Here is a 25043-nt window from a genome sequence, read left to right as displayed (position 1 = left end):
GCCACGCCACTACTGTCGGCCATGACAGGGTGACGGTCGGGAGGTGACACGGTGAGCGCAGCCGCCGACGCGCCCGTCGTGGTCGGGGTGAGCGGCACGGAGCAGAGTCTGCCGGTGGTCCGCCTGGCTGCCCGGGAGGCCGCCGAGCACGGGCGCCGGCTGCACGTGCTGCACGCCTTCAACTGGGAGGCGGCGCTGGCCGCGCCGAGCCTCGCCGGTGCCCGGTCCGAGGCGGACCGGGCGATCGACCGGGCGGTCGAGGTGGCCGGCGAGGTGGCCCCGGACCTGCCGGTGGAGGCCCAGGTCGTGGAGGGTGCGGCGGTGGCGGCGCTGCTGCGGCACTCCGCGTCGGCCTTCCTGGTGGTCGTCGGCGACGGCGGCATGACCGCCCGGGACTGCGTGTCGACCGAGGCGGCGGCCGTACAGGTGGCCGCCCGGGCCGGCTGCCCCACCCTGGTGGCCCGGCTCGATCCGCCGTCGGACGGTCCGGTCCTGGTCGGGTTGGACGGCTCGGCCACCTCCCGGTTCGCCCTGGACTTCGCCCTCGACTGCGCCGGCCGGCACGACGGCCGGTTGCGGGCGGTCCGGGTGATCGAGCCGGACGACGACGCCACGCGACCCGGGCAGGACGTCGCCGACCTGCTCGCCGAGCGGGGACGAGCGCACCCGACGGTCTCCGCCGAACCGGAGGTGCTGCGCGGCGACCCCGGCCAGGTGCTCATCGACCAGTCCCGGACGGCCCGGCTGGTGGTGGTCGGCACCCGGGGGGACCAGCCGTGGCGGGGCCTGCTCGGCGCGGTCAGCCAGTCGCTGCTGTACCACGCGCCCGCCCCGGTGGTGTTGATCCGTGGGGTCACCGACGCGCCCCTGGAGGCACCGTGACCAACGGGCCGTCCCGCCCGGCGGTTCCGGGACCAACGACCCTGAACCCACCGCCGTGGCCGGGGGAAGCTGAAGCCACCGGACGAATCCGTTGTTCCGGATGCAGGATTCCCCGACCCGCGAGAGGCTTGCGCAGATGGACACCGCTCGGGAGCTGCACGCCCCACTGACCGACGACGAGTTGCGCCGGCTGGACGCCTACTGGCGGGCGGCCAACTACCTGACGGTCGGCCAGATATACCTGTTGGACAATCCGCTGCTGCGGGAGCCGCTCACCGTCGACCACGTCAAGCCCCGACTGCTCGGCCACTGGGGCACCAGCCCCGGCCTGAACCTGCTCTACGCGCACCTCAACCGGGTGATCGTCAACCGCGACCTGAGCGCCATCTTCGTCACCGGTCCCGGCCACGGCGGCCCCGCCCTGGTGGCGAACACCTGGTTGGAGGGCACCTACAGCGACCGGTACCACTCGGTCGAGCGCGACGAGGCGGGCATGGCGAAGCTGTTCCGCCAGTTCTCCTTCCCCGGCGGCATCCCCAGCCACGTGGCCCCGGAGGTGCCGGGCTCCATCCACGAGGGCGGCGAGCTGGGGTACGCCCTCAGCCACGCCTACGGTGCCGCCTTCGACAACCCCGACCTGCTGGTCGCCTGCGTGATCGGCGACGGGGAGGCGGAGACCGGCCCGCTGGCGGGCAGCTGGCTGTCCAACGTGTTCCTCAACCCGGCCCGCGACGGCGCGGTCCTGCCGATCCTGCACCTCAACGGCTACAAGATCGCCAACCCGACGGTGCTGGACCGGATCCCCACCGACGACCTGCTCGCCATGATGCGCGGTTTCGGCCACGAGCCGTACGTGGTGGAGGGCGACGACCCGGCGCGGGTGCACCAGGTGCTCGCCGCCACCCTGGACCGGGCGGTCGACGAGATCACCGCCATCCAGCGCCGGGCCCGCTCCGGGGAGACGGTCACCCGCCCCCGCTGGCCGATGATCATCCTGCGGACCCCGAAGGGCTGGACCGGTCCGGACGTGGTCGACGGCAAGCAGGTCCAGGGGACGTACCGGGCCCACCAGGTGCCGTTGTCGGGCATCCGCGACAACCCCGAGCACCTCGCCGCGCTGGAGCGCTGGCTGCGGTCGTACCGGCCGGAGGAGCTCTTCGACGCCACCGGCGCGCCAGTGGCCGAGCTGGCCGCACTGCCGCCGACCGGGGACCGGCGGATGAGCGCCAACCCGGTCACCAACGGCGGCCAGGTGCTGCGCGACCTGGTCCTGCCCGACTTCCGGAAGTACGCGGTCGACGTACCCGAACCGGGTGCGGCCGGGATCGGCGCGACCGGCGCCCTCGGTCCCTGGATCCGCGACGTGATCACCGCGAACCCGCAGACGTTCCGCCTGTTCGGCCCGGACGAGGTCGCCTCGAACCGGCTCGGCGCGGCGTTCGAGGTCACCGACCGGGCGTTCGTCGCCCGCACCGGCCCGGACGACGACCACCTCTCCGCCGACGGCCGGGTGATGGAGGTCCTCTCCGAGCACCTGTGCCAGGGCTGGCTGGAGGGCTACCTGCTCACCGGGCGGCACGGCGTCTTCACCAGCTACGAGGCGTTCATCCACATCGTCGACTCGATGGTCAACCAGCACGCCAAGTGGCTGAAGGTGACCCGGGGCATCCCCTGGCGGCAGCCGGTCGCCTCGCTGAACTACCTGCTCTCCAGCCACGTGTGGCGGCAGGACCACAACGGCTTCTCGCACCAGGACCCGGGCTTCATCGACCACGTGGTCAACAAGAAGGCCGAAGTGGTCCGGGTCTACCTCCCGCCGGACGCCAACACCCTGCTCTCCACGATGGACCACTGCCTGCGCAGCCGGCACTACATCAACGTGGTGGTCGCCGGGAAGCAGCCCGCGCCGAACTGGCTGACCATGGACGAGGCCGTCGCGCACTGCCGGCGCGGCCTGGGCATCTGGGACTGGGCCAGCACCGACGAGGGCAGCGAACCGGACGTGGTGCTCGGCTGCGCCGGGGACGTGCCGACCCTGGAGACCCTCGCCGCCGCCGACCTGCTCCGCCGGCACCTGCCCGACCTGAAGGTCCGGGTGGTCAACGTGGTCGACCTGATGCGGCTCCAGCCGCCGTCGGAGCACCCGCACGGGCTGCCGGACAGCGAGTTCGACACCATCTTCACCCGGGACAAGCCGATCGTCTTCGCCTACCACGGCTACCCCTGGCTGGTCCACCGGCTCACCTACCGCCGGGCCAACCACGACAACCTGCACGTACGCGGTTACAAGGAGGAGGGCACCACCACCACGCCCTTCGACATGGTGATGCTCAACGACCTGGACCGCTTCCACCTGGTCATCGACGTGATCGACCGGGTGCCCGGACTGGCCGCCCGCGCCGCGCACCTGCGTCAGCTGATGGTCGACGCCCGGCAGGAGTGCCGCGACCACACCCGGCGCTTCGGTGAGGACTCCCCCCGGGTGGTGGAGTGGCGCTGGATCCGCGAGACCGACCCGAGCACCGCGAACGAGGGGCAGGCATCATGAGCGGCGAGGAGATCCTGGTCGGCTACGACGGCTCCCCGGACGCGGCGGCCGCCCTGGCCTGGGCGCTGGACGAGGCCACGCGGACCGGGCAGCCGGTGCGGCTGACGTACGTGTTCGAGTGGCTGACCGTGGGGGGTTGGATCGCCCCCGGCGTGGCCCCCGGCGCATGGCCGGACGCCGCCGCCCGGCAGCAGGTGGAGCAGCTCGTGCAGCAGGCCGTCACGGACGCCGCCACGGCCAACCCGGGGCTGACCGTGCGCGGCGAGGTGTTCGACGGGCCGCCCGCGCTGATGCTCCAGGAGCGCTCCGCCGAGGCGGCCCTGCTGGTGCTGGGCAGTCGGGGCCACGGAGGCTTCACCGGCCTGCTGGCCGGCTCGACCGCGGTCTCGGTGACCGCCCACGCGCACTGCCCCGTCGTGGTGGTCCGCCGCGACACCCCGACCGCCACCGGAAGGCGGGTCGTGGTCGGGGTGGACGGTTCCGAGTTGTCGCTGGTCGCGCTCGGGTTCGCGGTGGAACGGGCCGCCGGGCGGGACGCCCCGCTGCACGTGGTACGGACCTGGGCCCCGGCCCAGTGGCGGTCCCAGGGCTTCGACCCGGACGAGGCACAGGCGGCCGAGCGGGCCAGCCTCGACGAGTCGCTGGGACGGTGGCGGGAGAGCGTGCCGGGCCTGACGGTGACCACCGAGGTGCTCGCCGGGAACGCCGCCTCCGTGCTGGTGGAGGCGAGCCGGGACGCACAGCTCGTGGTGGTCGGCACCCGGGGGCGGGGCGGCCTGCGCGGAGCGCTGCTCGGTTCGGTCAGCCAGCAGGTGCTCCAGCACGCGCACTGCCCGGTGGCGGTGGTCCGCGAGCGGTGACCGGGCCGCCACCGCTCGGCCGGGGCCGGTGACCCACGCCCACCGGGTCGCTCAGCCGGACCCGGTGGAGCCGTCGCCGGACGGGACGGGGGTGGCCTGGTCCTCCCCGTCCCGGGCCGGCTGCGGGCCGCCGCCGAGCGCCCGCAGCGCGTTGAGGATCACCACCACGTCGATCCCCTCCTGGAGGAACGCCCCCGCCACCGGCGGCAGCCGACCCGCTGCCGCCACGATCATCGCCACCAGCGCCAGTCCCATCCCGACGGTGGCGCTCTGCACCGCGATCCGGCGCGCGCGCCGGGCGATCTCCACGGCGTCGGCGAGCCGGTCCAGCCGGTCCACGGTGAGCACCGCGTCGGCGACGTCGGCGGAGGCCCGCGCGCCGGTGGCCCCCATCGCCACCCCGACGTGCGCCTCGGCCAACGCGGGGGCGTCGTTCACCCCGTCGCCGACCATCACCGTCACCGCCCGCCGCGCCTCCTGACGGACCCGGTCGGCCTTCTCCCGGGGCGGACACCGGGCCACCACGTCGTCGACCCCGACCACCCGGGCGACCTGGTCGGCGACGCGCGGCCGGTCGCCGGTGAGCATGACCACCCGGGTCAGCCCGGCCCGCCGCAGCCGCCGCACGGTGCGGGGAGCGTCCGGGCGCACCGGGTCCTCCAGCAGGATCACCCCGAGCGGGCCCTGCCCACCGCTCACCCAGACGGTGGAGCGGCCGGTCCGTTCGGCGCGTTCCCGCACCTCCCGCGCCCAGTCGGGCAGCCCGTCGGCGAGCTGGCCGACCCGGACCACCCGGCCGTCCACCCGGCCCCGGACCCCCCGACCGGGCTCCTCGGTCACCTCGGTCGGCTCGGTCAGCGGCAGTCCCCGCTCGCGCGCCTGCCGGACCAGGGCCGCCGCCAGCACGTGCGGGGAGAGCTGCTCCACCGACGCTGCCAGCCGCAGCACCTCGTCGCGGTCGCCGCCGGGCGCGGTGACCGTCTCGGCCGCCCGGGGCCGTCCGGCGGTGAGCGTCCCGGTCTTGTCCAGCAGCAGGGTGCGGGCCCGGCCGAGCAGTTCCAGCGAGCCACCGTCGCGGACCAGCACCCCGCGCCGGGCCGCCCGGGACAACCCGGAGACGATCGCGATCGGTGTGGCCAGCAGCAGCGGGCAGGGCGTCGCCACCACCAGCACGGCGACCGCCCGCACCAGGTCACCGGCGAGCAGCCCGGCCAGCCCGGCCAGGCCGAGGGTGAACGGGACGAACGCCGCCGCGTACCGGTCGGCCACGCGCACCATCGGCGCCTTCCGGGCGGTCGCCTCCTCGGCCAGCCGGACGATCCCCGCGTACGTGCTGCCGGCCGCGTTCCGCGTCGCCCGCAGCCCGAACCCGGCCCCGGCGTTGACCACCCCGCTGGCCACCCGTTCCCCCGCCGCCCGCGCCACCAGCCGGGACTCCCCGGTCACCACCGACTCGTCGAGGGTGGCCGCCTCCTCGACCGTGCCGTCGACCGGCACCACGTCACCCGGGCCGACCAGCAGGCGGTCGCCCGCCGCCACCACGTCCAGCGGCACCTGCTCGATCCCGCCGCCGGGCCGGCGCCGCCGCGCCGACCGGGGTGCCCGGGCGAGCAGCGCGCGCAGGTCCCGGGTCGCCCGGTGCTGGGCGTACGTCTCCAACGACCGGCCGGTGGCGAGCATCAGCGCCACCACCGCGCCGGCCAGGTACTCCCCGACGACCAACGCGCCGGCCAGGGCGAGCACGGCGACCACGTCGACGCCGAACCGCCGGTGCCACAGCTGCCGCAGCATCGACCCGGTGGCCGGCACCAGGGTCAGGACGGTCGCCGCGGCCCACAGCAGCCCGGCGACCTCCCGTCGCCCGGCCAGCCAGAGGCCCGCGCCGGCCAGCACCACGAGGGTGAGACCGGCCAGCGGCAGCCACTCCCGCCACCGCCAGCGGGGTCGTCCCGGGCCGACCGGCCGCTCCGGGACGCATTCGCTGTCCCCCACCCGTGGATCATCTCAGCCACGAGGGGTGACCGACCCGGTATCCGGCGGTTCGACCGCACCGGAGGACCCGCGCCACGCCGACCGGGGGCATCGTGCGGGACCAACGGTGATGGCGCAGGATGGAGCCGCAAGCCGGCCCGGAGCACCGCTCGGGTGCGGCACGATGGGGTGGAGACGAAAGGTCGTTACATGAGCCACGAGACGCCGGCACGCTCGCTGACCACCGCGTACGCGGAGGCCGCCGCCACCGCCGGTTACGCCCCCTCGGTGCACAACACCCAACCCTGGAGCTGGCGGGTGCTGCCCGACGCCCTGGAACTGCGGGTGGCCTCCGAGCGGCGGCTCGCCGCGACCGACCCGGAGGGGCGGCTGCTCGCCCTGAGCTGCGGGGCCGCCCTGCACCACGCCCGGGTGGCGCTCACCGCCGAGGGCTGGACGCCGGCGGTGGAACGCCTGCCCGACCCGGCCGACCCGGAGTTGCTGGCCCGGCTCGTCGGCTCCCGCCGCGCGGAACCGGACCCGGAGGCGATGCGGTTGGTGCAGTGCATGCAGGTCCGGCACACCGACCGCCGCCCGGTCAGCGAGGAACCGGTGCCCACCGCCGCGATCAGCGAGATCGTCCAGGCCGCCGGCCTCGCCGGTGGCCGCCTCCAGATCCTCGACGGCGACCAGGTGCTGGAGGTGGCCGCCGCCGCCGCGCACGCCGGCGCGGTCGAGGCGGAGGACCCGCAACTGCGCGAGGAGCTGGCGTACTGGACCAGCCGGGCCGGCACCGGCACCGGCCTGCCGCCGGAGGTGCTGCCCGAGCAGGCACCGCAGACCACCGTCCCGGCCCGGGACTTCGGCCGGGCCGGCACCCTCCCGATCGGCCCCGGCCACGACCGGAGGGCCGTGTACGCGCTGCTCCACGGTGACGAGGACGAGCCGGACAGCTGGCTGCGGGCCGGCGAGGCGCTCTCCGCCGCGTGGCTGGCCGCGACCCGGCTCGGGGTGTCCGTGGTGCCGTTGAGCGGGGTGGTGGAGGTGGCCGGCACCCGGCAGACGCTGCGCCACCTGCTGGCCGGGCTCGGCTTCCCGTACCTGGTGTTGCGGCTGGGCATGGCCGACCCGGCGCACGCCGGTCCCCCGCACACGCCCCGGCTGCCCGCCGCCCAGGTGGTGGACACGTCCGCCGTGCAGGCGCGGCCCTGACGGCGGGGACGCGCCCTGCGCGTCGGGCCATGGAGGCGGACGTCACAGGGTCGCCTCCGGCGATCTTCGGGCGGTAGCATCCCCTGGTGGCCGCACCCGCGCACGACCCGTCTTCCGAGCAGCACCAGGGCACGCCGTCGCTGGGGCTGAGCCCGCTCTCCCGGGTCCGCCTCGACGAACTGCTCCAGGAGATGCTCGACCGGGTCGGCGACGTGGTCACCAGCCGGGAACGACTCCGCGCGCTGCTCGACGCGGTCGTCGGCATCAGCACCGACCTCGACCTGCACAGCACCCTGCAACGGATCGTGGTGTCGGCGTGTGAGCTGGTCGGTGCCCGCTACGGCGCACTCGGCATCGTCGGGCCGGACCGGACGCTGCACGACTTCATCGTGCACGGCATCTCCCCCGAGACGCACGCGCTCATCGGCGACCTGCCCCACGGCCGGGGCGTGCTGGGCCTGCTCATCGACGACCCGCGCCCGCTGCGCATGCCCGACATCACCCGGCACCCGAAGTCGTACGGTTTCCCGCCGAACCACCCGCCGATGCACACCTTCCTCGGCGTCCCGGTCCGCATCCGCGACCAGGTCTTCGGCAACCTCTACCTGGCCGAGAAGCAGGGCGGCACACAGTTCACCGAGGACGACGAGGAGATCGTGGTCGCGCTCGCCGCGGCGGCCGGCGTGGCGATCGAGAACGCCCGCCTCTACGCGCTGGCCCACCGCCGGGAACGCTGGCTCGCGGCGACCGCCGAGATCACCTCGGTGCTCCTCGGCGAGGTACGCCGGACCGACGCGCTGGCCCTGGTGGCCCGCCGGGCCCGCGAGGTCGCCGACGCCGAGCTGGCGCTGGTGCTGCTCTACGACGAGGACGCCGACCAGTTCACCATCGAGGTCGTGGACGGGGCCGGCGACCGGGTGCGGGAACTGCTCGGCTCGGTCCTCCCGGCCCGGGAGACCACGTTCCGCGGATCGGTCACCGAGCACCGGCACGAACTGCTGGAGAACCTCGCCGAAGCGGCGCCCTGGCCGGCGCCGGTGACCGCCGGGCCGGCGGTGGTCTGCCCGCTGGCCGCCGGGGACACCCTGCACGGCGTGCTGGTCACCGCGCACCTGCCCGACCGGGACGGCACCACCGACGACGACGTGGCCCTGCTGCGCAGCTTCGCCGGCCAGGCCGCGCTGGCCATGGAGCGCGCCCGGGGGCAGGAGGAACGGGAGCTGCTGGTGGTCCTGGAGGACCGCGAGCGCATCGCCCGCGACCTGCACGACGTGGTGATCCAGCGGTTGTTCGCCACCGGGTTGCAGTTGCAGAGCGCCGCCCCGATGTCCGCCCGCCCCGACATCGCCAAGCGGATCAACGCCGCCGTGGACGACCTGGACGCCACCATCCGGGACATCCGGCGCACCATCTTCGAGCTACGGACGCCGATGAGCGCGGCGCTGCGCACCGACATCCGCGAGGCGATCGACGCCGCCGCCGAGTCCCTCGGGTACCGCCCCGAGCTGGACCTGGTGGGGCCGATCGACAGCGCGGTGCCCGAGTCGATCCGACCGGACCTGCTGGCCGTGCTCCGCGAGGGCCTCTCCAACGCGGTGCGCCACGCGCGGGCGGACCGGGTCGGCGTACGGGTTCAGGTCGACGCGGGCCGGGTGACCGTGGTGGTCGCCGACGACGGCGTGGGCACGGACCCGGCCGCCGCCCACAGCGGACTGGTCAACCTGCGCGAGCGGGCCGAACGGCTCGGCGGCGAGTTCACCATCCGACCGGTCGACCCGCACGGCACCGAACTCTGCTGGAGCGTCCCCCTGCGCGACTGATCCCGGCCCGCTCGCGCGGTCAGGGTCGCTTGCCGAGCAGGCGGGTGGCCAGCACCGCCGCCTGGGTGCGCCGCTCCAGGCCGAGCTTGGCCAGCACGCTGGAGACGTAGTTCTTGACGGTCTTCTCGGCGAGGAACATCTTGCCGGCGATCTCCCGGTTGGTCAGCCCCTCGGCGACGTACTCCAGGATCCGCCGCTCCTGCTCGGTGAGGGACTGGAGTTCCCGGGGCTGTTCCACCCCGCTGCGGATGCGGTCCAGCACCCGGGTGGTGATCGCCGGGTCGAGCAGGGACTGCCCGGCCGCCACCCGGCGGACCGCGTCCACCAGGTCGGTGCCGCGGATCTGCTTGAGCACGTAGCCGGCGGCACCCGCCATGATCGCCGCGAACAGCGCCTCGTCGTCCTCGTACGAGGTGAGGATCAGGCCCTTGATCGACGAGTCGACGGCCCGGATGTCCCGGCAGACGTCGATGCCGTTGCCGTCGGGCAGCCGGGCGTCGAGGATCGCCACGTCCGGGCGGAGCGCCGGAATACGGCGCGTCGCCTCCTGAGCGGAGCCGGAATCACCGACCACCTCGATGTCACCGCTGCTGGTGAGCAGGTCGGCGAGGCCACGACGGACGACCTCATGGTCGTCGAGCAGGAACACCCGGATCATCCCTCGTTTGTACCCCGTTCGACCGGGCACCACAGGGGCCGAAGGTCCCGAACGCGGAACCCGGTGGCGGGCAGCTGGTCCCGACGGGTGGGGACGTCCGGCCCTGCCCGGTGCGCCCGCCGGCGACGCATCGTGGAGACCTGGCAGGAGCACCGCACGTCCGGAGGGAGCAACACCATGGACGCCGCCTACACCGTAGAGCAGCTGCGGGCCGCGGCGGCGGACGCCGTCCGGGCACCGTCGTTGCACAACACCCAGCCGTGGCGGTTCCGGTTGCACGAGGGGGGCATCGAGGTCGTCGTCGACCAGGCCCGCCGGCTGCCTGCCAGCGACCCCAGCGGCTGGGGGGCCCGGATCGCCTGCGGGGCGGCCCTGTACAACCTGCGGCTGGCCCTGGCGGCGGCCGGCACCCCGGCGTCGGTGCGGCTACGGCCGTACCCGGGCGAGCCGGACGTGGTGGCCCGGCTGGTGCCGGACCTGCCCCGCCGCCCCACCCCGGCCGAGCGGAGCCTGCACGCCGCCATCCCGCACCGGTTCAGCAACCGCCGGCCGTTCTGGCCCGACCCGGTGCCGGCCGACGTCCGGTGGCAGCTCGGCGAGGCGGCCCGGGCCGAGCAGTGCTGGCTCGAACTGGTGATCGGCACCAGCGCGGTGAGCGCCTTCGGCGAGATCGCCCGCAGCGCGCACCGTGTGCTGGACCGGGACCCGGCCTACCGGGCCGAGCGGGCCGAATGGACCCGCGCCGAGCCGGCCCCCGACGGCGTGCCGGCCGCGTCCGGCGGCCCGCAGAGCGAACCGCAGGACCTGCTCCCGCAGCGCGGCTTCGGCAACCTGCACCGGGCACCCGGCCGGGACTTCGAGCCGGAGCCCCTGGTGGCCGTGCTCATCGCGGCCGGCAACACCGCCACCGACCAGATCGTCGCCGGTCAGGCCCTGCAACGGGTGCTGCTGACCGCCACCGACGCCGACCTGGCCGTGTCGATGCTCTCCCAGCCGATCGAGGTGCCCAGCGCACGCGAGCAGCTGCGCCTCTCGCTGGGCCGGTTCGGCACCCCGCAGATGGTGATGCGCATCGGGTTCGGCCAGCCGGGGCGGCCCACCCCCCGCCGGATGGTCGACGACGTCCTCGACCTGCCGGTGTCGCAGCTCTGACCGGGGCCGCCGCCCCGGCCGGGACCGCACGTCGCCGCCCCGGCCGGGACCGACGTTCCGCGCGGCCGTCGGGCGACCGCGCCGACGGGTCAGCCGGACACCACCCGGTGACTCAGGTGGCTGCGGACCCGGGCCGGCAGGTGCCCGGCGAACCGGCTCACCCAGGCGTCGAAGTGCCCCGCCGAGTCGGTCAGGAAGGGCAGGTCGAAGACCAGCATCCGGCGTACGGCCAGCAGCGGCACCGGCGACCGCAACGGCCGGAAGTCCTCGTTCCACAACCCCGGGTTGGGGCAGTACGGGTGGAACTGCCCGACCATCAGCCCCTCGGTGACGAACTCGTCCTTCACCCGGGCCTGGAGGGCGTCCAGCGGCCCGGGATCGGTCCGGTCGACGTCCGGCAGCACGAGCAGGTAGGTCAGCAGCTCCGCCTCGTCGTCCGGCAGCGTCGCCACGGTCCGCTGGTAGCGGTCGCGCAACGCGCCGACGGCCGCGCTGATCCCCGGCACGTCCGTCACGCCGGGCAGTTCCGCCAGGTACAGCAGGTCCCGGCGCAGCGCCGGGGCGGTGTACGGGCAGACCGAACCGGTACGTCCCAGCTCCGGGTGGGGCGCGACCAGGTAGCGGACACACCACTCCAGCACCGTGCGCAGCGTGCCGGCGGCCGGGTCGGCCCGCACCTCGGTGGCCGACCGCAGCCGGGGCAGCGGGTCAGTGCCGGGCATGGGGCACCCGCCACATCGGTTGCAGGGTCGGCCCGTCGGGCAGCCGGATCGCCGGGCCCCGGGGTTGGAACCCGTACCGGCGGCCCAGCGCCCGTCCACCGGCGGAGCTGGCCTCGGCGTGCACCGGCAGCCCCTGGTCGTCGCAGTGCCGCAGGAATCCCGCCAGCAGCAGCGCGCCCCACCCGGACCGTTGCCGGTCCGGGGCCACGCCGGCGAACGACACGTGGTGGTGCGGCACCGCCGGCCGGTGCGCGTCGAGCAACCCCAGCACGGTACGCAGGGCTTCGGCGTCCTCGCCCGCCACGGCGTCCAGCCGCTCGGCGAAGCCGGCCGGCTCCGGGGTGTCCGGGCCGGTGGTGAGCAGTACGGCCCCGAGGTCGACGGTGGTCCAGACACCGTCCGCGCCGAGACTCAGGTCGTAGAGCGCCCGGAAGAAGCCGGGCAGCGCGCTGCGCCGCCGCCGTACGTCCGGAAAGATCCACACCGCGATCGGATCGTCCCGGAACGCGGTGGCGAGCAGCGACACCAACGGTTCCGCGTCGGCCGCGGTGCCCCGGCGGACGCCCCGGTCGGCTCCGGTGACGACGCCAGCGGCGGCGGTGTCCACGGTGTCCATCAGTCGCCTCCCTTCACGGCGAGTTCCTCGATGCGGGCGTGCAACGTGTCCAGGTGGGCCTCCGCCTCCGGCTTCATCACCACGCTGCGCAGCACCCGCGCGTGCGCGGCGTCCCGGACCAGGTCCGGGTGTCGCCGGCCGAAGTCCTCCGCGTCGACCCGCAGCGTGCTCAGGTAGACCGGGTCGACCGGGTCGTGCATCCCGGAGTGCAGCACCCGCCGGGTGGCCTCGTCCACACCCGACAGGGTCGGCCGGCGGGGGTGGTACGTGACGATGTCCAGGTCCGGCTCCTGGTACAGGTCCAGGTACGGCGAGTCGGCCAGCAGCGCCGCCCACCGCCGGGCGGTCCGCCGGGGCACCGCCAGGACCCGCCCCAGCCCCTCCGGGGTGGGCGGCAGCAACCGGAAGGTCAGCCACAGCGCGGCCGCCGCCGCGCCGGCCCGGGAGCACTCCAGGCTGATCTCCCCCAGGTGCAGGTCGCTCGGGGTGAAGTAGGTGTACGGGGAGTCGTGCAGGTAGTACCGGGCGACCGCCGGGTCGGCGAAGAGCACCGCCCCGCACCCGTACGGCTGCAACCCGTGCTTGTGCGGGTCGACCACCACCGAGTCGCAGTGCCGGATCGCCGCCCACGGCTCCGGCCGGACCGCCCCACTGCCGGCGAGCAGCGTGAAGAACCCCCCGTACGCCGCGTCGACGTGCACGCGGACGTCGTGACGTTCCTTGAGGCGTACCACCTCGTCGATCGGGTCGACGGTGCCGGTGCCGGTCGTCCCGGCGGTGAGCACGACGGTGCCGACCCGCCCGCTGCGCAGCAGTTCCTCCAGCGCGTCCAGGTCGATCCGGCCGTGGTCGTCGACCCGCACCGGGTACGCCTCGACGCCGAGCAGCCGGCACATCCGGGCGTGCGTGAAGTGGCTGTCGACGCTGAAGGCGATCCCCCGGCCGGGCCGGGCCTGCCGGGCCACCCAGAGCGCCTCCAGGTTGGCGATGGTGCCGCTGGTGGTGAGGTGACCCAACGCGTCCGGCAGGCCGAACATCCCGGCGAGTTGGGCCACCACCTCCCGTTCCATGTCGGTGGTGGCGGGCCCGCCCTCCCGGGCGTGGTTGTTCGGGTTGAGCAGCATCGCGGACAGGTAACCGACCACCGCCGCGGGGTGCGGCGGCCGGACCATCTGGCCGGCGTACCGGGGGTGGAAGAACGGATAGTTGTCCCGCATCCTGCGGGTGAACTCGTCGAAGGCCGCACCGAACGCCGAGTCGTCGACCACCTGGGACGGGTGCGGGGCGACGGAACCGAATTCCGCCGCCCACCCGTCGACCGCGTCGACCGCGCGGGCGAGCCAGTGTTTGAGGTCCATCAGGCGGTTTTGTTCACGACCTCGAACTGCGCCATCATCCCGAGCGAGGAGTGTTCCGGGAAGTGGCAGTGGAACGCGTACTTGCCGGTGAAGCCGGAGAAGGTGGCCTGCACCCGGACCGTCGAGCCCGGCGGCACGTGCACCGTGTCCTTCCAGCCCGCCTCGCCGGGTGCCGGCGGCACGCCGTCGCGGTCCAGCAACCGGAACTGCACCAGGTGCAGGTGGAAGTTGTGGTGGATGCCGAACGCGGTGTCCCGGTTGGTGACCCGCCAGATCTCCGTGGTGCCGTTGACCACCTGGGCGTCCACCCGGGTCGCGTCGTACGTCTTGCCGTTGACGGTGAAGGCGAGCTTGCTCGGGTCGAAGCTGAGCGCGATGTCCCGGGTGACCGTCGCGGCCGGCAGCGCCGGCAGCGGGATCAGCCGGTCCGGCACCCTGCTGTCGTCCGTGGCCGGGCCGGTGACGTCGAAGCCGATCACCGGTCCGGAGGTGTCCTCCAGCACCACCCGGGTGCCGGCCGGCTGGCCGGCGAAGTCGACGACCACCTCGACCCGCTCACCCGGGGTCAGCCGGACCTCGGACACCGCCAGCGGAGCCGGCAGCAACCCGCCGTCGGTGCCGATCTGGATCAGCTGCCCCCGGTCGAGGCGCAGCCGGAAGATCCGGTGCAGCGAGGCGTTGAGCAGCCGGAACCGGTACCGGCGCCCGGTCACCCGCAGGTACGGCTGAGGCTTGCCGTTGGCCAGGATGTGCGGCCGGTTGTCGGCGTTGGTCGGGTCGAAGACGAGCGAGCCGTCCGCGCCGATCAGCGCGTCCCGCAGCAGGATCGGGATGTCGTACTGGCCCGACGGCAGGCCCAGCGCCCTCTCCGCGTCGTCCTCGATCAGGTAGAAGCCGTGCAGCCCCCGGTAGATGTGCTCGGCCTCGGCGTGGTGGCTGTGGTCGTGGTACCAGAGGGTGGTCGCGTGCTGGAGGTTCGGGTAGGCGTAGCTGCGGGTGGCACCCGGCGCGATGAAGTCCATCGGGTGGCCGTCGTGGACGGCCGGGGTGAAGCCGCCGTGCAGGTGCACGTTGGTGGGGTTGGTGAGCTGGTTGGTCACCTGGAGCGCCACCGCCCGGCCCTTGCGGGCCCGGATGGTGGGGCCGACGAACTGACCGTTGTAACCCACCACCGGCGTGGCGAGTCCGGGCAGGATCTCGACGGTGCCCGTGCGCACCGGCAGCTGGTAGAGGTCCGATGTGGAACCCACGTACGTCGGGCGCAGCACCGGGGGAACCGGCATGGCGACACTGAACGGCTCGACCAGCGGGGCGGCGGCGACCGTCCGCGCGTCCGTGCCGCCGCCACCCGAGTCGCCGTGCGCGTGGCGCTCGGCGGTCCGGTCCTCCCCCTTGAGGGCGGCACTGACCGACACCGCGGACGACACGGCCGCCACGCCGCCGACCGCGAGTCCGCCCAGGGTGAGCATGCGTCGTCTGTCCACTCTCTCCACTCTCCTTCACAAGCGGGTCGACCGGGACGGACGCGGACGTCGCGCCGTCCCGCCCCGGGGAGACGCCATGGAAGACATCGGCGCTGGGCGGAGGTGAATTCGCGTGGGTCCCCGTGGGTCCTTCCTCGCACCGTCACCGACCGGAGCGGCGACCGCTCGGCGGACAGCGTCGGTACTTCCGGGAAGTCAACCGGAAAGACCTCGAGAACCGCTGGACAAAAGTGGCCTAAGCCATTGACGTAGATCGCTGAAAATCAATTCCGGAAAACGAAGCGACCCGACACCTGAATTAGGTGCCGGGCCGATATTTGCTTCGACAGAATTACTGGTGGGCGATACTGGGTTTGAACCAGTGACCTCTTCCGTGTCAAGGAAGCGCGCTCCCACTGCGCCAATCGCCCCTGCCCCTCAGGCGGGCCGCGAGCGGACGACGGGATTCGAACCCGCGACCCTCACCTTGGCAAGGTGATGCGCTACCAGCTGCGCTACGTCCGCACGTCCCCGGAGTGCCCCGGCGACGGGATGAACTCTACCCGAACCCAAGATCAGCCCGACACCGGGTATCCCCCGACCGGGCTCAGCCCGGACCCCGCCCCGGCCCCTGCGGCGGCTCCGGCTGCTGGCGCTGCCGGGGCGGTTGCGGCCGCGACGGCGGCTGCGGCACCGCAGGCCCGGGATGCGGCGGGTGCGACACCGGGCCGCCCGCGCCCCAGCCCGGCAGGACACCGGCGGCGGCCTGCTCCGGCGAGGCCGGCTGCGCGACGATCGGCGCCGGCTGGGAGAGCGTGACCTGACCCGGCACCCCGGAGGCCGGATGGGCGGCCTCCCCGGCGGGCGGCAGCGGCACCACCGGCAGCGGGTCCATCGTCATCCGGGGCAACGTGACGATCTCCGGGTTGCACTCCACCGCCTGCACCACCGAGCCACGCCCCTCCCCCTTCACCAGGAGCAGGGCGTAGTCCGGCAGATCCTGCAACACCCGGGGCTCGACGGCGTACTCGTACACCCGCTGCGCGGAGGCGGCGTCGCTCCAATTCGACCCGCTCGCCACCGACTGGGTCTGACTCCAGGTGCGGCTCCGGCTCCAGTTGCGGCTCCGCTGCCTGATCAGCGACTTCCCCTCACCCCGGGACCCCTCGCTGCCGCCCTCGGTCTCCGAGCCGCCCTCGGAGTTGGCCAGGGTGTGCGTCTGGTCCCCGCCCAGGGTGCGGGTCAGACCGCTGAGCACGAACCGGTGCTGCCGGCCGATGAACTCCGCCGCCTGCTGCGCCTCGTGGTGGTTGCCCAGTCGCATGAAGGCCACCTCGCCGCCGCCGAGAGCGTGCAGCGACTGCTCCCGCAGGTGCGCGAAGAAGAGCACCAGGCGGATCCCGCGCCGCTCGCAGAGCGTGCCCAACCGCTCGATCTGCCGGTGGTGCAGGTCGTCCGCGCCGACCAGCACGATCGACCCGCCGCTGATCGCCTCCCGGCTCACCCGGCGGATCAGCCACTGCACCAGCAGGTCCTTGAGCAACTCGTGCTGGGCGCTGCGGCCGTCCCGGTCGGCGACCAGGCAGGACAGCTCGGCCGTGGGCGGCCCCCCGGCGGCCTGCCCCAACCCCGTCAGCGGGCGCAGGAAGCTCTCCAGCCGCCGCAGGTGGTGGTGGGCCTGCCTGCGGGCCTCCTCCGGCATCAGCCCCGCCACCAGCGCGCACTCGATCTCGCTGAGCGCCGGCTGGCCGGGCCGGTCGGTCAGCACCCGCAGACCGCCGACCAGCCGCGCGATGCTCACGTCCTCACCGAGCACCTCGCAGAGTTCACCCAGCAGCATCGTGTCGCGGTGCCGGTCGGCGCGGTCACCGCCGGTGCCCTCGCCGTACATCGACTCGACCAGCAGGTCGACCAGTTCCCGGGCGGAGAGGCCGGCGAGCAGGTCCAGGTCGCGCAGGCCGGACGGGAACCCGGTGACCCGCACCGAGCGGCCGGTCTGCTCGGCCAGGGTCATCAGCTCGCCGCAGAGCGCCTCACCGGTGAAGTCCACCAGGGTCATCGGCCCCCGGGTGCTGAGCAGTGACCCACCGAAGACGGTCAGCAGCGCCTCCCAGCCGTAGCTGCTGCCACCGACGACGTCGATCCGCCGGGTGCCCGGGGACGGGGTCGCCGCGCTCCACTCGTACATCTGCTCCAGCGCCTGCTGCTGCTGGTGCTCGAAGGCCGCGCGGCGTGCGTCCCACCCCGCCCTGGCCTGCTCGAACGTGCTGCGGACCTGCTCCTGCGCGGTGGCCAGGTCCCGCTCGGCCTGGCGCTTGAGCAGCCAGACGACCGCCGCCCCGCCGATGCCGCCGAACGCGGAGAGGATCATCAGGAACATCACCAGCCAGCCGATCGGCTCGCCGAGGGCGGCGCCGAACCGCTGGCAGCAGCCGAAGAGCAGCGCCAGCCCGAGGCCGACGCCCAGGGCCACCCCCATCCGACGCATCGCCCGTTCCCTGGCGCTGGCGGCCCGGGTGACCAGCTCCGGCGGGACGGTCCCCGGCTCCGGTGGCGGCTCGGGGAACCGCCGCCGGTAGAGGTCGGGGTCCTGGTAGATCCAGCCGAACCGCTCACCGGGCACGGCGAGCCGAGGCAGCGGGTTGTCTCGGTGCGCGATCTCGGTCATGGGGCAGGGAGCCGCCTTCCACAGTGGCACGGTCCACGATCGAATTCGCAGTTAACCAGGCACCTGCCGAATCGAGAAGACCACCGTCCGCTACCCACCGGTACGGGGCCTAGAGTTTGTCCGGTCCCCGTCACCGGCCCGAGGAGACGTCATGGGCAACGCCATAGTGGCCGTTCTCCTGCTGCTGGTGGCGGTCGGGGTCGCGACCGCCTTCTCCCGCTGGCGGCGGCGGTCCGCTCCGGAGGCGTCCCGCTCCTCCGGGAGCCCGGCCCGCCCGGGGCGGGACCGGCCGTCCCTGCCCGAGCGCTGGCGGCTCCGGTCCGCCCGCTGGCTGCGCCGGCCCGGGGAGCCCCGACGTCCCGTGGTGGCGGAGGAGGTCACCCTGATCTGCATCACCTGCCAGGGGCGGGGGTGGATCGACCGGCGGGAGCGGACCCTGACCTTCACCGGCACCGGCTTCGCCGACGTGGAGAACCCGCCCACGATGTGTGAGACCTGCGCCGGCTCCGGTCGCGTCACCCGGTGATCCGGAGGCGGCGGACCCGGCGGAGCGGAGACGGCCGCCGACGTCCGGAGACCGGAGCACCCGGTCCGCACATGGGAGAAGCCCGTCACCGGCGTCCGGTGACGGGCTTCTCCGTCTGGTGGGCGATACTGGGTTTGAACCAGTGACCTCTTCCGTGTCAAGGAAGCGCGCTCCCACTGCGCCAATCGCCCTCGTCTACTGCCGAGGTGGAGACGGGATTTGAACCCGTGTACACGGCTTTGCAGGCCGTTGCCTCGCCTCTCGGCCACTCCACCGAGGTTGCCCCCGCATGCGTGGTGGCATCTCTCCGAGCGGACGACGGGATTCGAACCCGCGACCCTCACCTTGGCAAGGTGATGCGCTACCAGCTGCGCTACGTCCGCACGCCCCCGGTGTTTTCCGGTGACGGATGAGAACTTTAGCCGAGCCCGGGAACGCTTGCCAAATCGGGGGGAACATCCGGCGATTTCCACCCGGTGTGTCAGGGTTCCGGGGCAGGTCGGAGGCCAGATCGGGGCGGCGGATCGAGGGGCGGGGTCACCACTCCTAAAGCTTCCTAGGAGCCTGGATAGCAGGATCCCGGGAGGACGAGCGAGCAGGTGGACGGCCCTATGGGCGACCGTCGCCGACGGCTTCGGTCGCCCTTCCGCAGCTCATCGACGGCAGACCGGAGCGGTAACTCCTCGTGAGCGGCCCGATGGGCTACGGTAGCCGCGTGACGAGACGTGCCGCTGAGATCCGCCTGGATGCCCTGCTGCGCACGGCGTGTGACGTGATCGTGGAACGTGGCCTGGCCAACACCCGGACCGCCGACGTGGCGCAGGCGGCCGGGGTCAGCCAGGCGCTGGTCTTCTACCACTTCGCCACCAAGGACCGCCTGCTGGAGCAGGCGTTCGCGTACGCGGTCGAACAGGACCTGGCCCGCCTGGACGCGGTGGTCCGCTCCTCCGCCACCCCGCTGGCCAAGCTCAAGAAGATCCTGCGGCTCTACACACCGTCCGGGCGTTCCACCTCCTGGTCGCTCTGGATCGACGGCTGGTCCGAGTCGCTGCGCACCCCGGAACTGGAGAAGGTCTGCCGCCGCCTCGACCTGCGCTGGCGTCAGGACCTCGCCGCGGTCATCGCCGCCGGCGTCGAGGACGGCACCTTCGAGTGCGCCGACCCGGCCGGCGCGGCGTGGCGGATCAACGCGGTGATGGACGGGCTCGCGGTGCAACTCGCGGTGCACCACCGGGTGATCACCCGCCGCCAGTTCGTCGAGTGGATCCGCCTGGTCACCGCGCGGGAACTGGGTTTGGACCCGGCCGAGCTGGACTGAGCCGCCACCGTCGCCGGGCAGCGGCCCCGCCGGGCAGCACCCACCCGCCGGGTGGCGGCCACCGGCGGGCCGCGCGGCCCGGGAGCGGTCCGCCGGGCGGTCGCCCGGCTCGGGCCCGCCGACCGGAAACCGCCCCGTCCGGTCGACCGGACGGGACAATCGCGGCATGGACCTGCTGGAGACGTACCGACGCAGCCTGGCGGAGTTCACCGACCGGGTCGGCCGGGTGGGCCCACGACAGTGGTCGGCGCCGACGCCCTGCGCGGAGTGGGACGTGCGCACCCTGGTCGAACACGTGGTCACCGAGGACCGGTGGGCGGTGCCCCTGCTGGCCGGCGCGACCATCGAGTCGGTCGGCGACCGGTTCACCGGCGACCAACTCGGCGACGACCCGGTGAGGGCGGCCCGGGACGCGGCCCGGCAGGCCGAACGGGCTGCCACCGTACCGGGGGCGACCGAGCGTACGGTCCAGCTCTCGGCCGGTCCGACGCCGGCCCGGGAGTACCTCCACCAGCTCGTCGCCGAACACCTGGTGCACGGCTGGGACCTGGCCGTGGCGATCGGCGCGACCCGCCGGCTGGACCCGGCGGCCGTCCGTGAGTGCGCCCGGTGGTTCACCGGACGGGTCGCCGCCTACCGGGCGGGCAACCTCGTCCGCCCCGGGGTGGACGTCCCCGCCGACGCCGACGAACAGGCCCGGCTGCTCGCCCTGTTCGGCCGCGATCCGGCCTGGACGCCGGGGAGCTGACCCGCGCCACCGCACGGTCGCCCGGCCGGGAGGAGGGGCGCCGTGGCGACCGCATCACCGTACCGTCGTCCGGCCGGGCGCGGGGGCCACCGCGGGGCCGGCGGACACCGCGCCGGACTCAGCGGGACGACGGCTGCGGGGTGCCCGTTCCCGGCGGCGGGCCGGAGAGCCGCCGCCGGGCCGGCGGGTGGACGTTGGCCAGCGACAGGTCGCCGCCGTAGTGGGCCAGGACCCGGGGGTCCATCACCCGTCGCCACAGTGGCGGCACCAGGGCGGCGAGCACCATGGTGGCGTACCCGGCGGGCAGTTGCGGGGAGGAGTCGAAGCTGCGCAGCGTCTGGTAGCGGCGCAGCGGGTTGGCGTGGTGGTCGCTGTGCCGCTGGAGCTGGAAGAGGAAGACGTTGGTGACCGTCCGGTCGCTGTTCCAGCTGTGCCGGGGGTCGACCTTCTCGTAGCGCCCGGCGGCGGTGCGCTGCCGGGCCAGGCCGTAGTGCTCCAGGTAGTTGACCGCCTCCAGCAGCGAGAAGCCGACGACCGCCTGCACCGGCAGCAGGAGGAGCACGGCCGGCCCGAAGGCCACCGTCAGGACGGCGAACAGGACCACCGTCATGGCCCAGGCGTGCAGCACCTCGTTGCGCCACGTCCACGGGGTGCGTCCGCGCAGCCGGAGACGGTTGGTCTCCAGCCGCCAGGCGGAGCGCAGGCTGCCGACGACGGTACGCGGCCAGAACGCCCAGAAGCTCTCCCCCAGCCGGGCGCTGGCCGGGTCCTCCGGGGTGGCCACCCGGACGTGGTGCCCCCGGTTGTGCTCCACCTGGAAGTGCCCGTACCCGGTCGGGGCCAGGGCGATCTTGGCCAGCCAGCGTTCCGTCCGCTCCCGCTTGTGCCCCAACTCGTGCGCGGTGTTGATGGCGATGCCGTCGACGATGCCGAGCGTGACGGCCAGTCCGGCGCCGACCAGGGGACCCGGGCGGTCGTGCGCCCAGACCGCGCAGCCGAGCACCAGCCCGGCGTACTGCGCGGGCAGGTAGAGGTAGGTCAGCCAGCGGTAGTAACGCTCGCCGGCCAGCCGGGGCACCGCCTCCTCCGGCGGGTTCTCCTGGTCGTCCCCGACGAGCAGGTCGACTACCGGGATCACGCCGAAGACCAACAGCGGGGCGAGCCACCAGGCCCACCACCGGCCGGTGGCGTCCCACACCAGCCAGCTCAGGAAGGGCAGCCCCGGCACGAGCAGGGCCAACGGCCAGAACGGGCGGCGTGGGTCCCGCCAGGCGGCGGGTGGCGGGGTCGGATCGATGCCGTCGGCCATGCCAACCTCCGATCGACGACTACCCCGACTGTGACACGGACCACGTCGCTTTACAAGACGGTAGATTTTGTCAAATGTCGATAGACCATCGGGCCACCCGCGCCGACCCCGGAGGACGCGCACGGGGCAGAATCACCGGGTGTCCGAGATCTCCGCGGCCTTCGTCCGGCTGCACGCCCGACTGGCCCCCGTCGCCTTCGTCCCCGAGGTGCGGCTGCACCAGGCCGACGAACCGATCGGGCTCTGGGAGCTGACCGAGGGCGAGTTCCGCAGCGCGCAGCCGCCGCCGTTCTGGGCCTTCGCCTGGGCCGGCGGTCAGGCCCTGGCCCGGTACGTCCTCGACCACCCGGAGACCGTCGCCGACCGCCGGGTGCTCGACCTCGCCTCCGGCTCCGGCCTGGTCGCGGTCGCCGCCGCCCGCGCCGGGGCCGCCGCCGTCCGCGCCGTGGAGATCGACGAGCGGGCGGTCGCCGCCGTCGCGCTCAACGCCGGGGCCAACGGGGTACGCGTCGACGCCGAGCTGGGCGACGTCCTCGACGACCCGGACGCCGGGACGGCCGAGGTGGTGCTCGCCGGGGACGTCTTCTACAGCGAGGCGATGGCCAACCGGATGCTGCGCTTCCTGCTCCGCGCCACCCGGGCCGGGGCGCGGGTGCTGGTCGGCGACCCCGGCCGCGCCTTCCTCCCCCGGGACCGCTTCACCGAACTGGCCGGGTACGACGTGCCGGTGCCCCCGGCGCTGGAGAGCGTCCGGGTCCGGCACACCACCGTCTGGGAACTGAAGTCCGGTCGTCCCCGTGCCGACGGTTGACCGGTCCGACGTGCTGTTCCGTGGCTGGGGCCCGGCCCTGGACGGCGAAGCGCCCGACACGGTGACCGTCGCCGACCACCTCGGGGTCACGCACCTGCTGGTCACCCGGCACGCCCTGGTCCGGCAGGTGCTCGCCGACCCGGTCACCTGGCGACCCGACAACGCGTTGGACGCGGTCACCCCGATCCCGGTGGCCGCGCTGCGGGTCCTCGCCGGGCACCGGTTCCGGCTGCCGCCGACGCTCGCCAACAACTCCGGTCCGAGCCACCCCGGGATCCGGGCGCTGGTCGCCGAGGCGCTGCACCCGGAGCGGGTCGCCGCCCAGCGGCTTTGGCTGACCGCTCTGGTCGACGCGCGGGTCGGCCGGCTCACCGCCGGGCTGGCCGCCGGGGCGACCGTGGACCTGTACGCCGAGCTCGCCGCCGACCTGCCGCTGCTGGTGCTGGCCCGCCTGGTCGAGCTGCCGGACGCCCCGGTCGAGGCGGTCAAGGCGTTCGCCCGCGCCGCGCTGGAACTCTTCTGGGCGCCGCTGGACGAGGCCCGGCAGCTCGCCCTCGCCGCCGAGGTGGGCCGCTTCCACGGGGTGCTGCGGGAGTTCGCCGCCACCGGCGGTGGGCTGGCCGCCCGGCTGCGGGCCGAGGGGCACTCCGCCGACGTGGTGGTCGGCGCGCTCTTCTTCCTGCTCGTGGCGGGGCAGGAGACCACCTCCCAGTTCCTCACCCTGCTGCTGCACCGGCTCACCGGCGAACCGGCGGTGCTGGCCGGGCTGCGCACCGGCACGGTGCCGGTGGCCGACGTGGTGGAGGAGGGACTGCGACTGGAGCCGCCGATCGTCACCTGGCGGCGGGTCACGGCGGCGGACACCACGCTGGGCGGGACGCCGGTGCGGCGGGGCACCAGTGTCGTGCTCTGGCTGGCCCGGGCCGGGCGGGACCCGGCCGTGGTCGCCGAGCCGGGGCACTTCCGCCCCGGTCAGCGCGGCTCCCGCCGCCACCTGGCGTTCGGCGCGGGCGCGCACCGCTGCGTCGGGGCGCAACTGGCCCGGATGGAGGCGGCCGTGGTGGTGGCCCGTACGGCGGAACTGCTGGCCGGCGTCGAGGTGGTCCGGCCGCCGTGGTGCCCGGACAACCTCACCTTCCGGATGCCGGACACCTTCCTGGTGCGCCACCCACCCGGCCGGAGACCCTGACGAAGATCAGTGGTCCGTCCGGGCGATCGACGGTGCCGAACGGCCGCCCGCCGCCGTTAGCGTCCCGGCATGATGACTCCACGTCACGGCGGCCGGGCGGTCGCCGTACTCCTGGCCCTGGCGGCGGCGCTGACACCTGGTGGCGCGGTCGCGGCCCCGCCGCCGCCCGTGCCCGCGCTGGCCCTGCCCGCGCCGACCGGCCCGCACCCGGTCGGCACCACCTGGCTGCACCTGACCGACCACGCCCGGCCCGACCCGTGGCGGCCGGAGCAGCCCCGCGAGCTGATGGTGTCGATGTGGTACCCGGCGGCGGCCCCGGTCGGCACGCCCGCGCCCTACACCACGGCGGCGGTCTCCGCCCGGATCGTCGCCTCCACCGGGCTGCCGCTCCCGCCGGACGTGCTCACCACGGTCCGCACCCACGCCCGGCGGGACGTCCCGGTACGCCCGAACCGGCACGGCTGGCCGCTGGTGCTGCTCTCCCCCGGTTTCTCGCTCAGCCGGGAGTCGCTCACCGGGCTCGCCGAGGAGCTGGCCAGCCGGGGGTACGTGGTCGCCGGGATCGACCACCCGCACGAGGCGTACGGCGTCGAGTTCCCCGACGGCCGGGTCGCCGAGTGCCGGGCCTGCGACGAGTGGGGCGACGGCACGGCGCAGAAGGTGATCGCCGGGCGGACCGCCGACGTGTCGTTCCTGCTGGACCGGCTCACCGGACCGAGGCCGGTCTGGCGCGGCTTCGTCGACCGGCGGCGCGTCGCCATGGTCGGCCACTCCATCGGGGGCGCGTCGGCGGTCCGGGCGCTGGTCACCGACGCCCGGGTGGATGCCGCCGCCGACCTGGACGGGACGCTGTTCACCCCGGTCGGCCCCACCGTGCGGCCGGTCATGCTGGTCGGCGCCGAGCGGCCGGCGGACCACAGCTGGGTGCGGGACTGGCCCGACCTGGGCGGCTGGAAGCGCTGGCTGACGGTGACCGGCAGCGGGCACATGTCCTTCACCGACCGGCCGGTGCTCGGCGCGCAGCTCGGCCAGGACCCGGGGGCGATCCCGGCGGAGCGGCAGATGCTGGTCACCCGCGAGTACGTGGCGGCCTTCGTCGACCGGCACCTGCGGGCCCGCCCCGCGCCGCTGCTCGACGGCCCCGACCCCGCGTACCCCGAGGTGACCTTCCGGTGAGACCGGGTCCGCCGGGCGGGTACACCGCCCGGCGGG

General features: G+C 74.3%; 20 protein-coding genes and 5 tRNA genes. 12 read left to right on the top strand and 13 right to left on the bottom strand.

The genetic code is table 11. From position 1 onward, the window contains the following. The first annotated feature begins 51 nt into the window (after nt 1-51). The 3 genes from IGA62_RS21240 to IGA62_RS21230 all read left to right on the top strand — a co-directional run bounded on the left by IGA62_RS21240 (nt 52) and on the right by IGA62_RS21230 (nt 4290). A complete protein-coding gene (locus IGA62_RS21240; RefSeq protein WP_145819167.1) occupies nt 52-882 on the top strand; it encodes a universal stress protein in 831 nt (276 codons plus the stop codon). Between the two features lie 136 nt (nt 883-1018). Next, nucleotides 1019-3430, top strand: a complete 2412-nt coding sequence (locus IGA62_RS21235; protein ID WP_145819168.1) for a phosphoketolase family protein — start codon at nt 1019-1021, stop codon at nt 3428-3430. Beyond that, a complete protein-coding gene (locus tag IGA62_RS21230; RefSeq protein WP_145819169.1) occupies nt 3427-4290 on the top strand; it encodes a universal stress protein in 864 nt (287 codons plus the stop codon). Before IGA62_RS21235 ends, IGA62_RS21230 begins: the two co-directional genes overlap by 4 nt. Nucleotides 4291-4341: 51 nt before the next feature. Here IGA62_RS21230 and IGA62_RS21225 read toward each other — a convergent pair whose 3' ends face one another. Then, nucleotides 4342-6282 carry a heavy metal translocating P-type ATPase gene (locus IGA62_RS21225; RefSeq protein WP_145819170.1) on the bottom strand — a complete coding sequence of 647 codons (1941 nt, stop codon included), beginning with the start codon at nt 6280-6282 and terminating at the stop codon, nt 4342-4344. Nucleotides 6283-6471: 189 nt separating this feature from the next. On the opposite strand from IGA62_RS21225, the gene IGA62_RS21220 reads away from it, so the two are divergent. Both IGA62_RS21220 and IGA62_RS21215 read left to right on the top strand, forming a co-directional pair. Then, entirely contained in the window at nt 6472-7473 is a 1002-nt protein-coding gene (locus IGA62_RS21220; protein ID WP_145819171.1) for an Acg family FMN-binding oxidoreductase, read from the top strand. A 146-nt stretch (nt 7474-7619) separates the two neighbouring features. After that, the gene (locus IGA62_RS21215; protein ID WP_377464263.1) at nt 7620-9293 is read left to right on the top strand and encodes a sensor histidine kinase; all 1674 of its coding nucleotides are present in this window, start codon (nt 7620-7622) and stop codon (nt 9291-9293) included. 19 nt (nt 9294-9312) lie between these two features. Here the strand turns inward: IGA62_RS21215 and IGA62_RS21210 are convergent, their stop codons facing one another. Further along, the gene (locus IGA62_RS21210) at nt 9313-9951 is read right to left on the bottom strand and encodes a response regulator (RefSeq protein WP_091463078.1); all 639 of its coding nucleotides are present in this window, start codon (nt 9949-9951) and stop codon (nt 9313-9315) included. A gap of 177 nt (nt 9952-10128) precedes the next feature. Between IGA62_RS21210 and IGA62_RS21205 the strand changes: the two genes are divergently transcribed. Beyond that, nucleotides 10129-11103, top strand: coding sequence for an Acg family FMN-binding oxidoreductase (locus IGA62_RS21205; RefSeq protein WP_145819172.1), 975 nt, complete (start codon nt 10129-10131; stop codon nt 11101-11103). A gap of 89 nt (nt 11104-11192) precedes the next feature. Here IGA62_RS21205 and IGA62_RS21200 read toward each other — a convergent pair whose 3' ends face one another. The 7 genes from IGA62_RS21200 to IGA62_RS21170 all read right to left on the bottom strand — a co-directional run bounded on the left by IGA62_RS21200 (nt 11193) and on the right by IGA62_RS21170 (nt 17930). Continuing rightward, nucleotides 11193-11825: a DUF6875 domain-containing protein gene (locus IGA62_RS21200; RefSeq protein WP_145819173.1), complete on the bottom strand. Its 633-nt coding sequence runs from the start codon at nt 11823-11825 to the stop codon at nt 11193-11195. After that, nucleotides 11812-12441, bottom strand: a complete 630-nt coding sequence (locus tag IGA62_RS21195) for an N-acetyltransferase (protein ID WP_145819174.1) — start codon at nt 12439-12441, stop codon at nt 11812-11814. The genes IGA62_RS21200 and IGA62_RS21195 overlap by 14 nt, the downstream gene beginning before the upstream one ends. Then, a complete protein-coding gene (locus tag IGA62_RS21190; RefSeq protein WP_145819175.1) occupies nt 12441-13799 on the bottom strand; it encodes a pyridoxal phosphate-dependent decarboxylase family protein in 1359 nt (452 codons plus the stop codon). The genes IGA62_RS21195 and IGA62_RS21190 overlap by 1 nt, the downstream gene beginning before the upstream one ends. Next, a complete protein-coding gene (locus IGA62_RS21185; protein WP_232624725.1) occupies nt 13799-15283 on the bottom strand; it encodes a multicopper oxidase family protein in 1485 nt (494 codons plus the stop codon). Before IGA62_RS21185 ends, IGA62_RS21190 begins: the two co-directional genes overlap by 1 nt. 335 nt (nt 15284-15618) lie before the next feature. Continuing rightward, a tRNA-Val gene (locus tag IGA62_RS21180) sits at nt 15619-15693 on the bottom strand. Nucleotides 15694-15714: 21 nt separating this feature from the next. Continuing rightward, nucleotides 15715-15787, bottom strand: a tRNA-Gly gene (locus IGA62_RS21175). A gap of 82 nt (nt 15788-15869) precedes the next feature. Further along, nucleotides 15870-17930 (bottom strand): hypothetical protein, encoded by a 2061-nt coding sequence (locus IGA62_RS21170; RefSeq protein WP_145819176.1) that lies wholly within the window; start codon nt 17928-17930, stop codon nt 15870-15872. 151 nt (nt 17931-18081) lie between these two features. Between IGA62_RS21170 and IGA62_RS21165 the strand changes: the two genes are divergently transcribed. Then, entirely contained in the window at nt 18082-18456 is a 375-nt protein-coding gene (locus tag IGA62_RS21165; protein ID WP_145819177.1) for a hypothetical protein, read from the top strand. Nucleotides 18457-18572: 116 nt separating this feature from the next. On the opposite strand, the gene IGA62_RS21160 is transcribed toward IGA62_RS21165, so the two are convergent. The 3 genes from IGA62_RS21160 to IGA62_RS21150 all read right to left on the bottom strand — a co-directional run bounded on the left by IGA62_RS21160 (nt 18573) and on the right by IGA62_RS21150 (nt 18839). Continuing rightward, nucleotides 18573-18647 (bottom strand) — tRNA-Val (locus IGA62_RS21160). A gap of 13 nt (nt 18648-18660) precedes the next feature. Beyond that, nucleotides 18661-18731: transfer RNA gene (locus IGA62_RS21155), tRNA-Cys, on the bottom strand. Between the two features lie 35 nt (nt 18732-18766). Next, nucleotides 18767-18839 (bottom strand) — tRNA-Gly (locus IGA62_RS21150). Nucleotides 18840-19171: 332 nt separating this feature from the next. Between IGA62_RS21150 and IGA62_RS21145 the strand changes: the two genes are divergently transcribed. Together IGA62_RS21145 and IGA62_RS21140 are read left to right on the top strand one after the other, a co-directional pair. Beyond that, the gene (locus IGA62_RS21145) at nt 19172-19774 is read left to right on the top strand and encodes a TetR/AcrR family transcriptional regulator (protein WP_145819178.1); all 603 of its coding nucleotides are present in this window, start codon (nt 19172-19174) and stop codon (nt 19772-19774) included. A gap of 166 nt (nt 19775-19940) precedes the next feature. Then, nucleotides 19941-20522, top strand: coding sequence for a TIGR03086 family metal-binding protein (locus IGA62_RS21140; protein WP_145819179.1), 582 nt, complete (start codon nt 19941-19943; stop codon nt 20520-20522). Between the two features lie 118 nt (nt 20523-20640). On the opposite strand, the gene IGA62_RS21135 is transcribed toward IGA62_RS21140, so the two are convergent. Further along, entirely contained in the window at nt 20641-21831 is a 1191-nt protein-coding gene (locus IGA62_RS21135) for an alkane 1-monooxygenase (protein WP_145819180.1), read from the bottom strand. 139 nt (nt 21832-21970) lie between these two features. On the opposite strand from IGA62_RS21135, the gene IGA62_RS21130 reads away from it, so the two are divergent. The 3 genes from IGA62_RS21130 to IGA62_RS21120 all read left to right on the top strand — a co-directional run bounded on the left by IGA62_RS21130 (nt 21971) and on the right by IGA62_RS21120 (nt 25007). Further along, on the top strand, nt 21971-22642 hold the full coding sequence (locus IGA62_RS21130; protein ID WP_145819181.1) for a class I SAM-dependent methyltransferase: 672 nt from the start codon (nt 21971-21973) through the stop codon (nt 22640-22642). After that, the gene (locus IGA62_RS21125) at nt 22629-23831 is read left to right on the top strand and encodes a cytochrome P450 (RefSeq protein ID WP_377464223.1); all 1203 of its coding nucleotides are present in this window, start codon (nt 22629-22631) and stop codon (nt 23829-23831) included. Before IGA62_RS21130 ends, IGA62_RS21125 begins: the two co-directional genes overlap by 14 nt. Before the next feature lie 69 nt (nt 23832-23900). Next, nucleotides 23901-25007 (top strand): alpha/beta hydrolase family protein, encoded by a 1107-nt coding sequence (locus tag IGA62_RS21120; RefSeq protein ID WP_198501088.1) that lies wholly within the window; start codon nt 23901-23903, stop codon nt 25005-25007. Nucleotides 25008-25043 lie beyond the last annotated feature (36 nt).

The organism is Micromonospora sagamiensis (assembly GCF_014680085.1).
GTDB lineage: Bacteria > Actinomycetota > Actinomycetes > Mycobacteriales > Micromonosporaceae > Micromonospora > Micromonospora inyonensis.
The sequence above is the reverse complement of the archived record's forward strand: the minus strand, read 5'-3'. Positions and strand labels throughout refer to the sequence as shown.

Bases quoted from the DNA above. Each gene is read 5' to 3' on its own strand.
- IGA62_RS21165 (WP_145819177.1), top strand. From the start codon at position 18,082: ATGGGCAACGCCATAGTGGCCGTTCTCCTGCTGCTGGTGGCGGTCGGG.
- IGA62_RS21195 (WP_145819174.1), bottom strand. From the start codon at position 12,441: ATGGACACCGTGGACACCGCCGCCGCTGGCGTCGTCACCGGAGCCGAC.
- IGA62_RS21220 (WP_145819171.1), top strand. From the start codon at position 6,472: ATGAGCCACGAGACGCCGGCACGCTCGCTGACCACCGCGTACGCGGAG.
- IGA62_RS21190 (WP_145819175.1), bottom strand. From the start codon at position 13,799: ATGGACCTCAAACACTGGCTCGCCCGCGCGGTCGACGCGGTCGACGGG.
- IGA62_RS21135 (WP_145819180.1), bottom strand. From the start codon at position 21,831: ATGGCCGACGGCATCGATCCGACCCCGCCACCCGCCGCCTGGCGGGAC.
- IGA62_RS21235 (WP_145819168.1), top strand. From the start codon at position 1,019: ATGGACACCGCTCGGGAGCTGCACGCCCCACTGACCGACGACGAGTTG.
- IGA62_RS21230 (WP_145819169.1), top strand. From the start codon at position 3,427: ATGAGCGGCGAGGAGATCCTGGTCGGCTACGACGGCTCCCCGGACGCG.
- IGA62_RS21210 (WP_091463078.1), bottom strand. From the start codon at position 9,951: ATGATCCGGGTGTTCCTGCTCGACGACCATGAGGTCGTCCGTCGTGGC.
- IGA62_RS21170 (WP_145819176.1), bottom strand. From the start codon at position 17,930: ATGACCGAGATCGCGCACCGAGACAACCCGCTGCCTCGGCTCGCCGTG.
- IGA62_RS21140 (WP_145819179.1), top strand. From the start codon at position 19,941: ATGGACCTGCTGGAGACGTACCGACGCAGCCTGGCGGAGTTCACCGAC.
- IGA62_RS21205 (WP_145819172.1), top strand. From the start codon at position 10,129: ATGGACGCCGCCTACACCGTAGAGCAGCTGCGGGCCGCGGCGGCGGAC.
- IGA62_RS21120 (WP_198501088.1), top strand. From the start codon at position 23,901: ATGATGACTCCACGTCACGGCGGCCGGGCGGTCGCCGTACTCCTGGCC.
- IGA62_RS21200 (WP_145819173.1), bottom strand. From the start codon at position 11,825: ATGCCCGGCACTGACCCGCTGCCCCGGCTGCGGTCGGCCACCGAGGTG.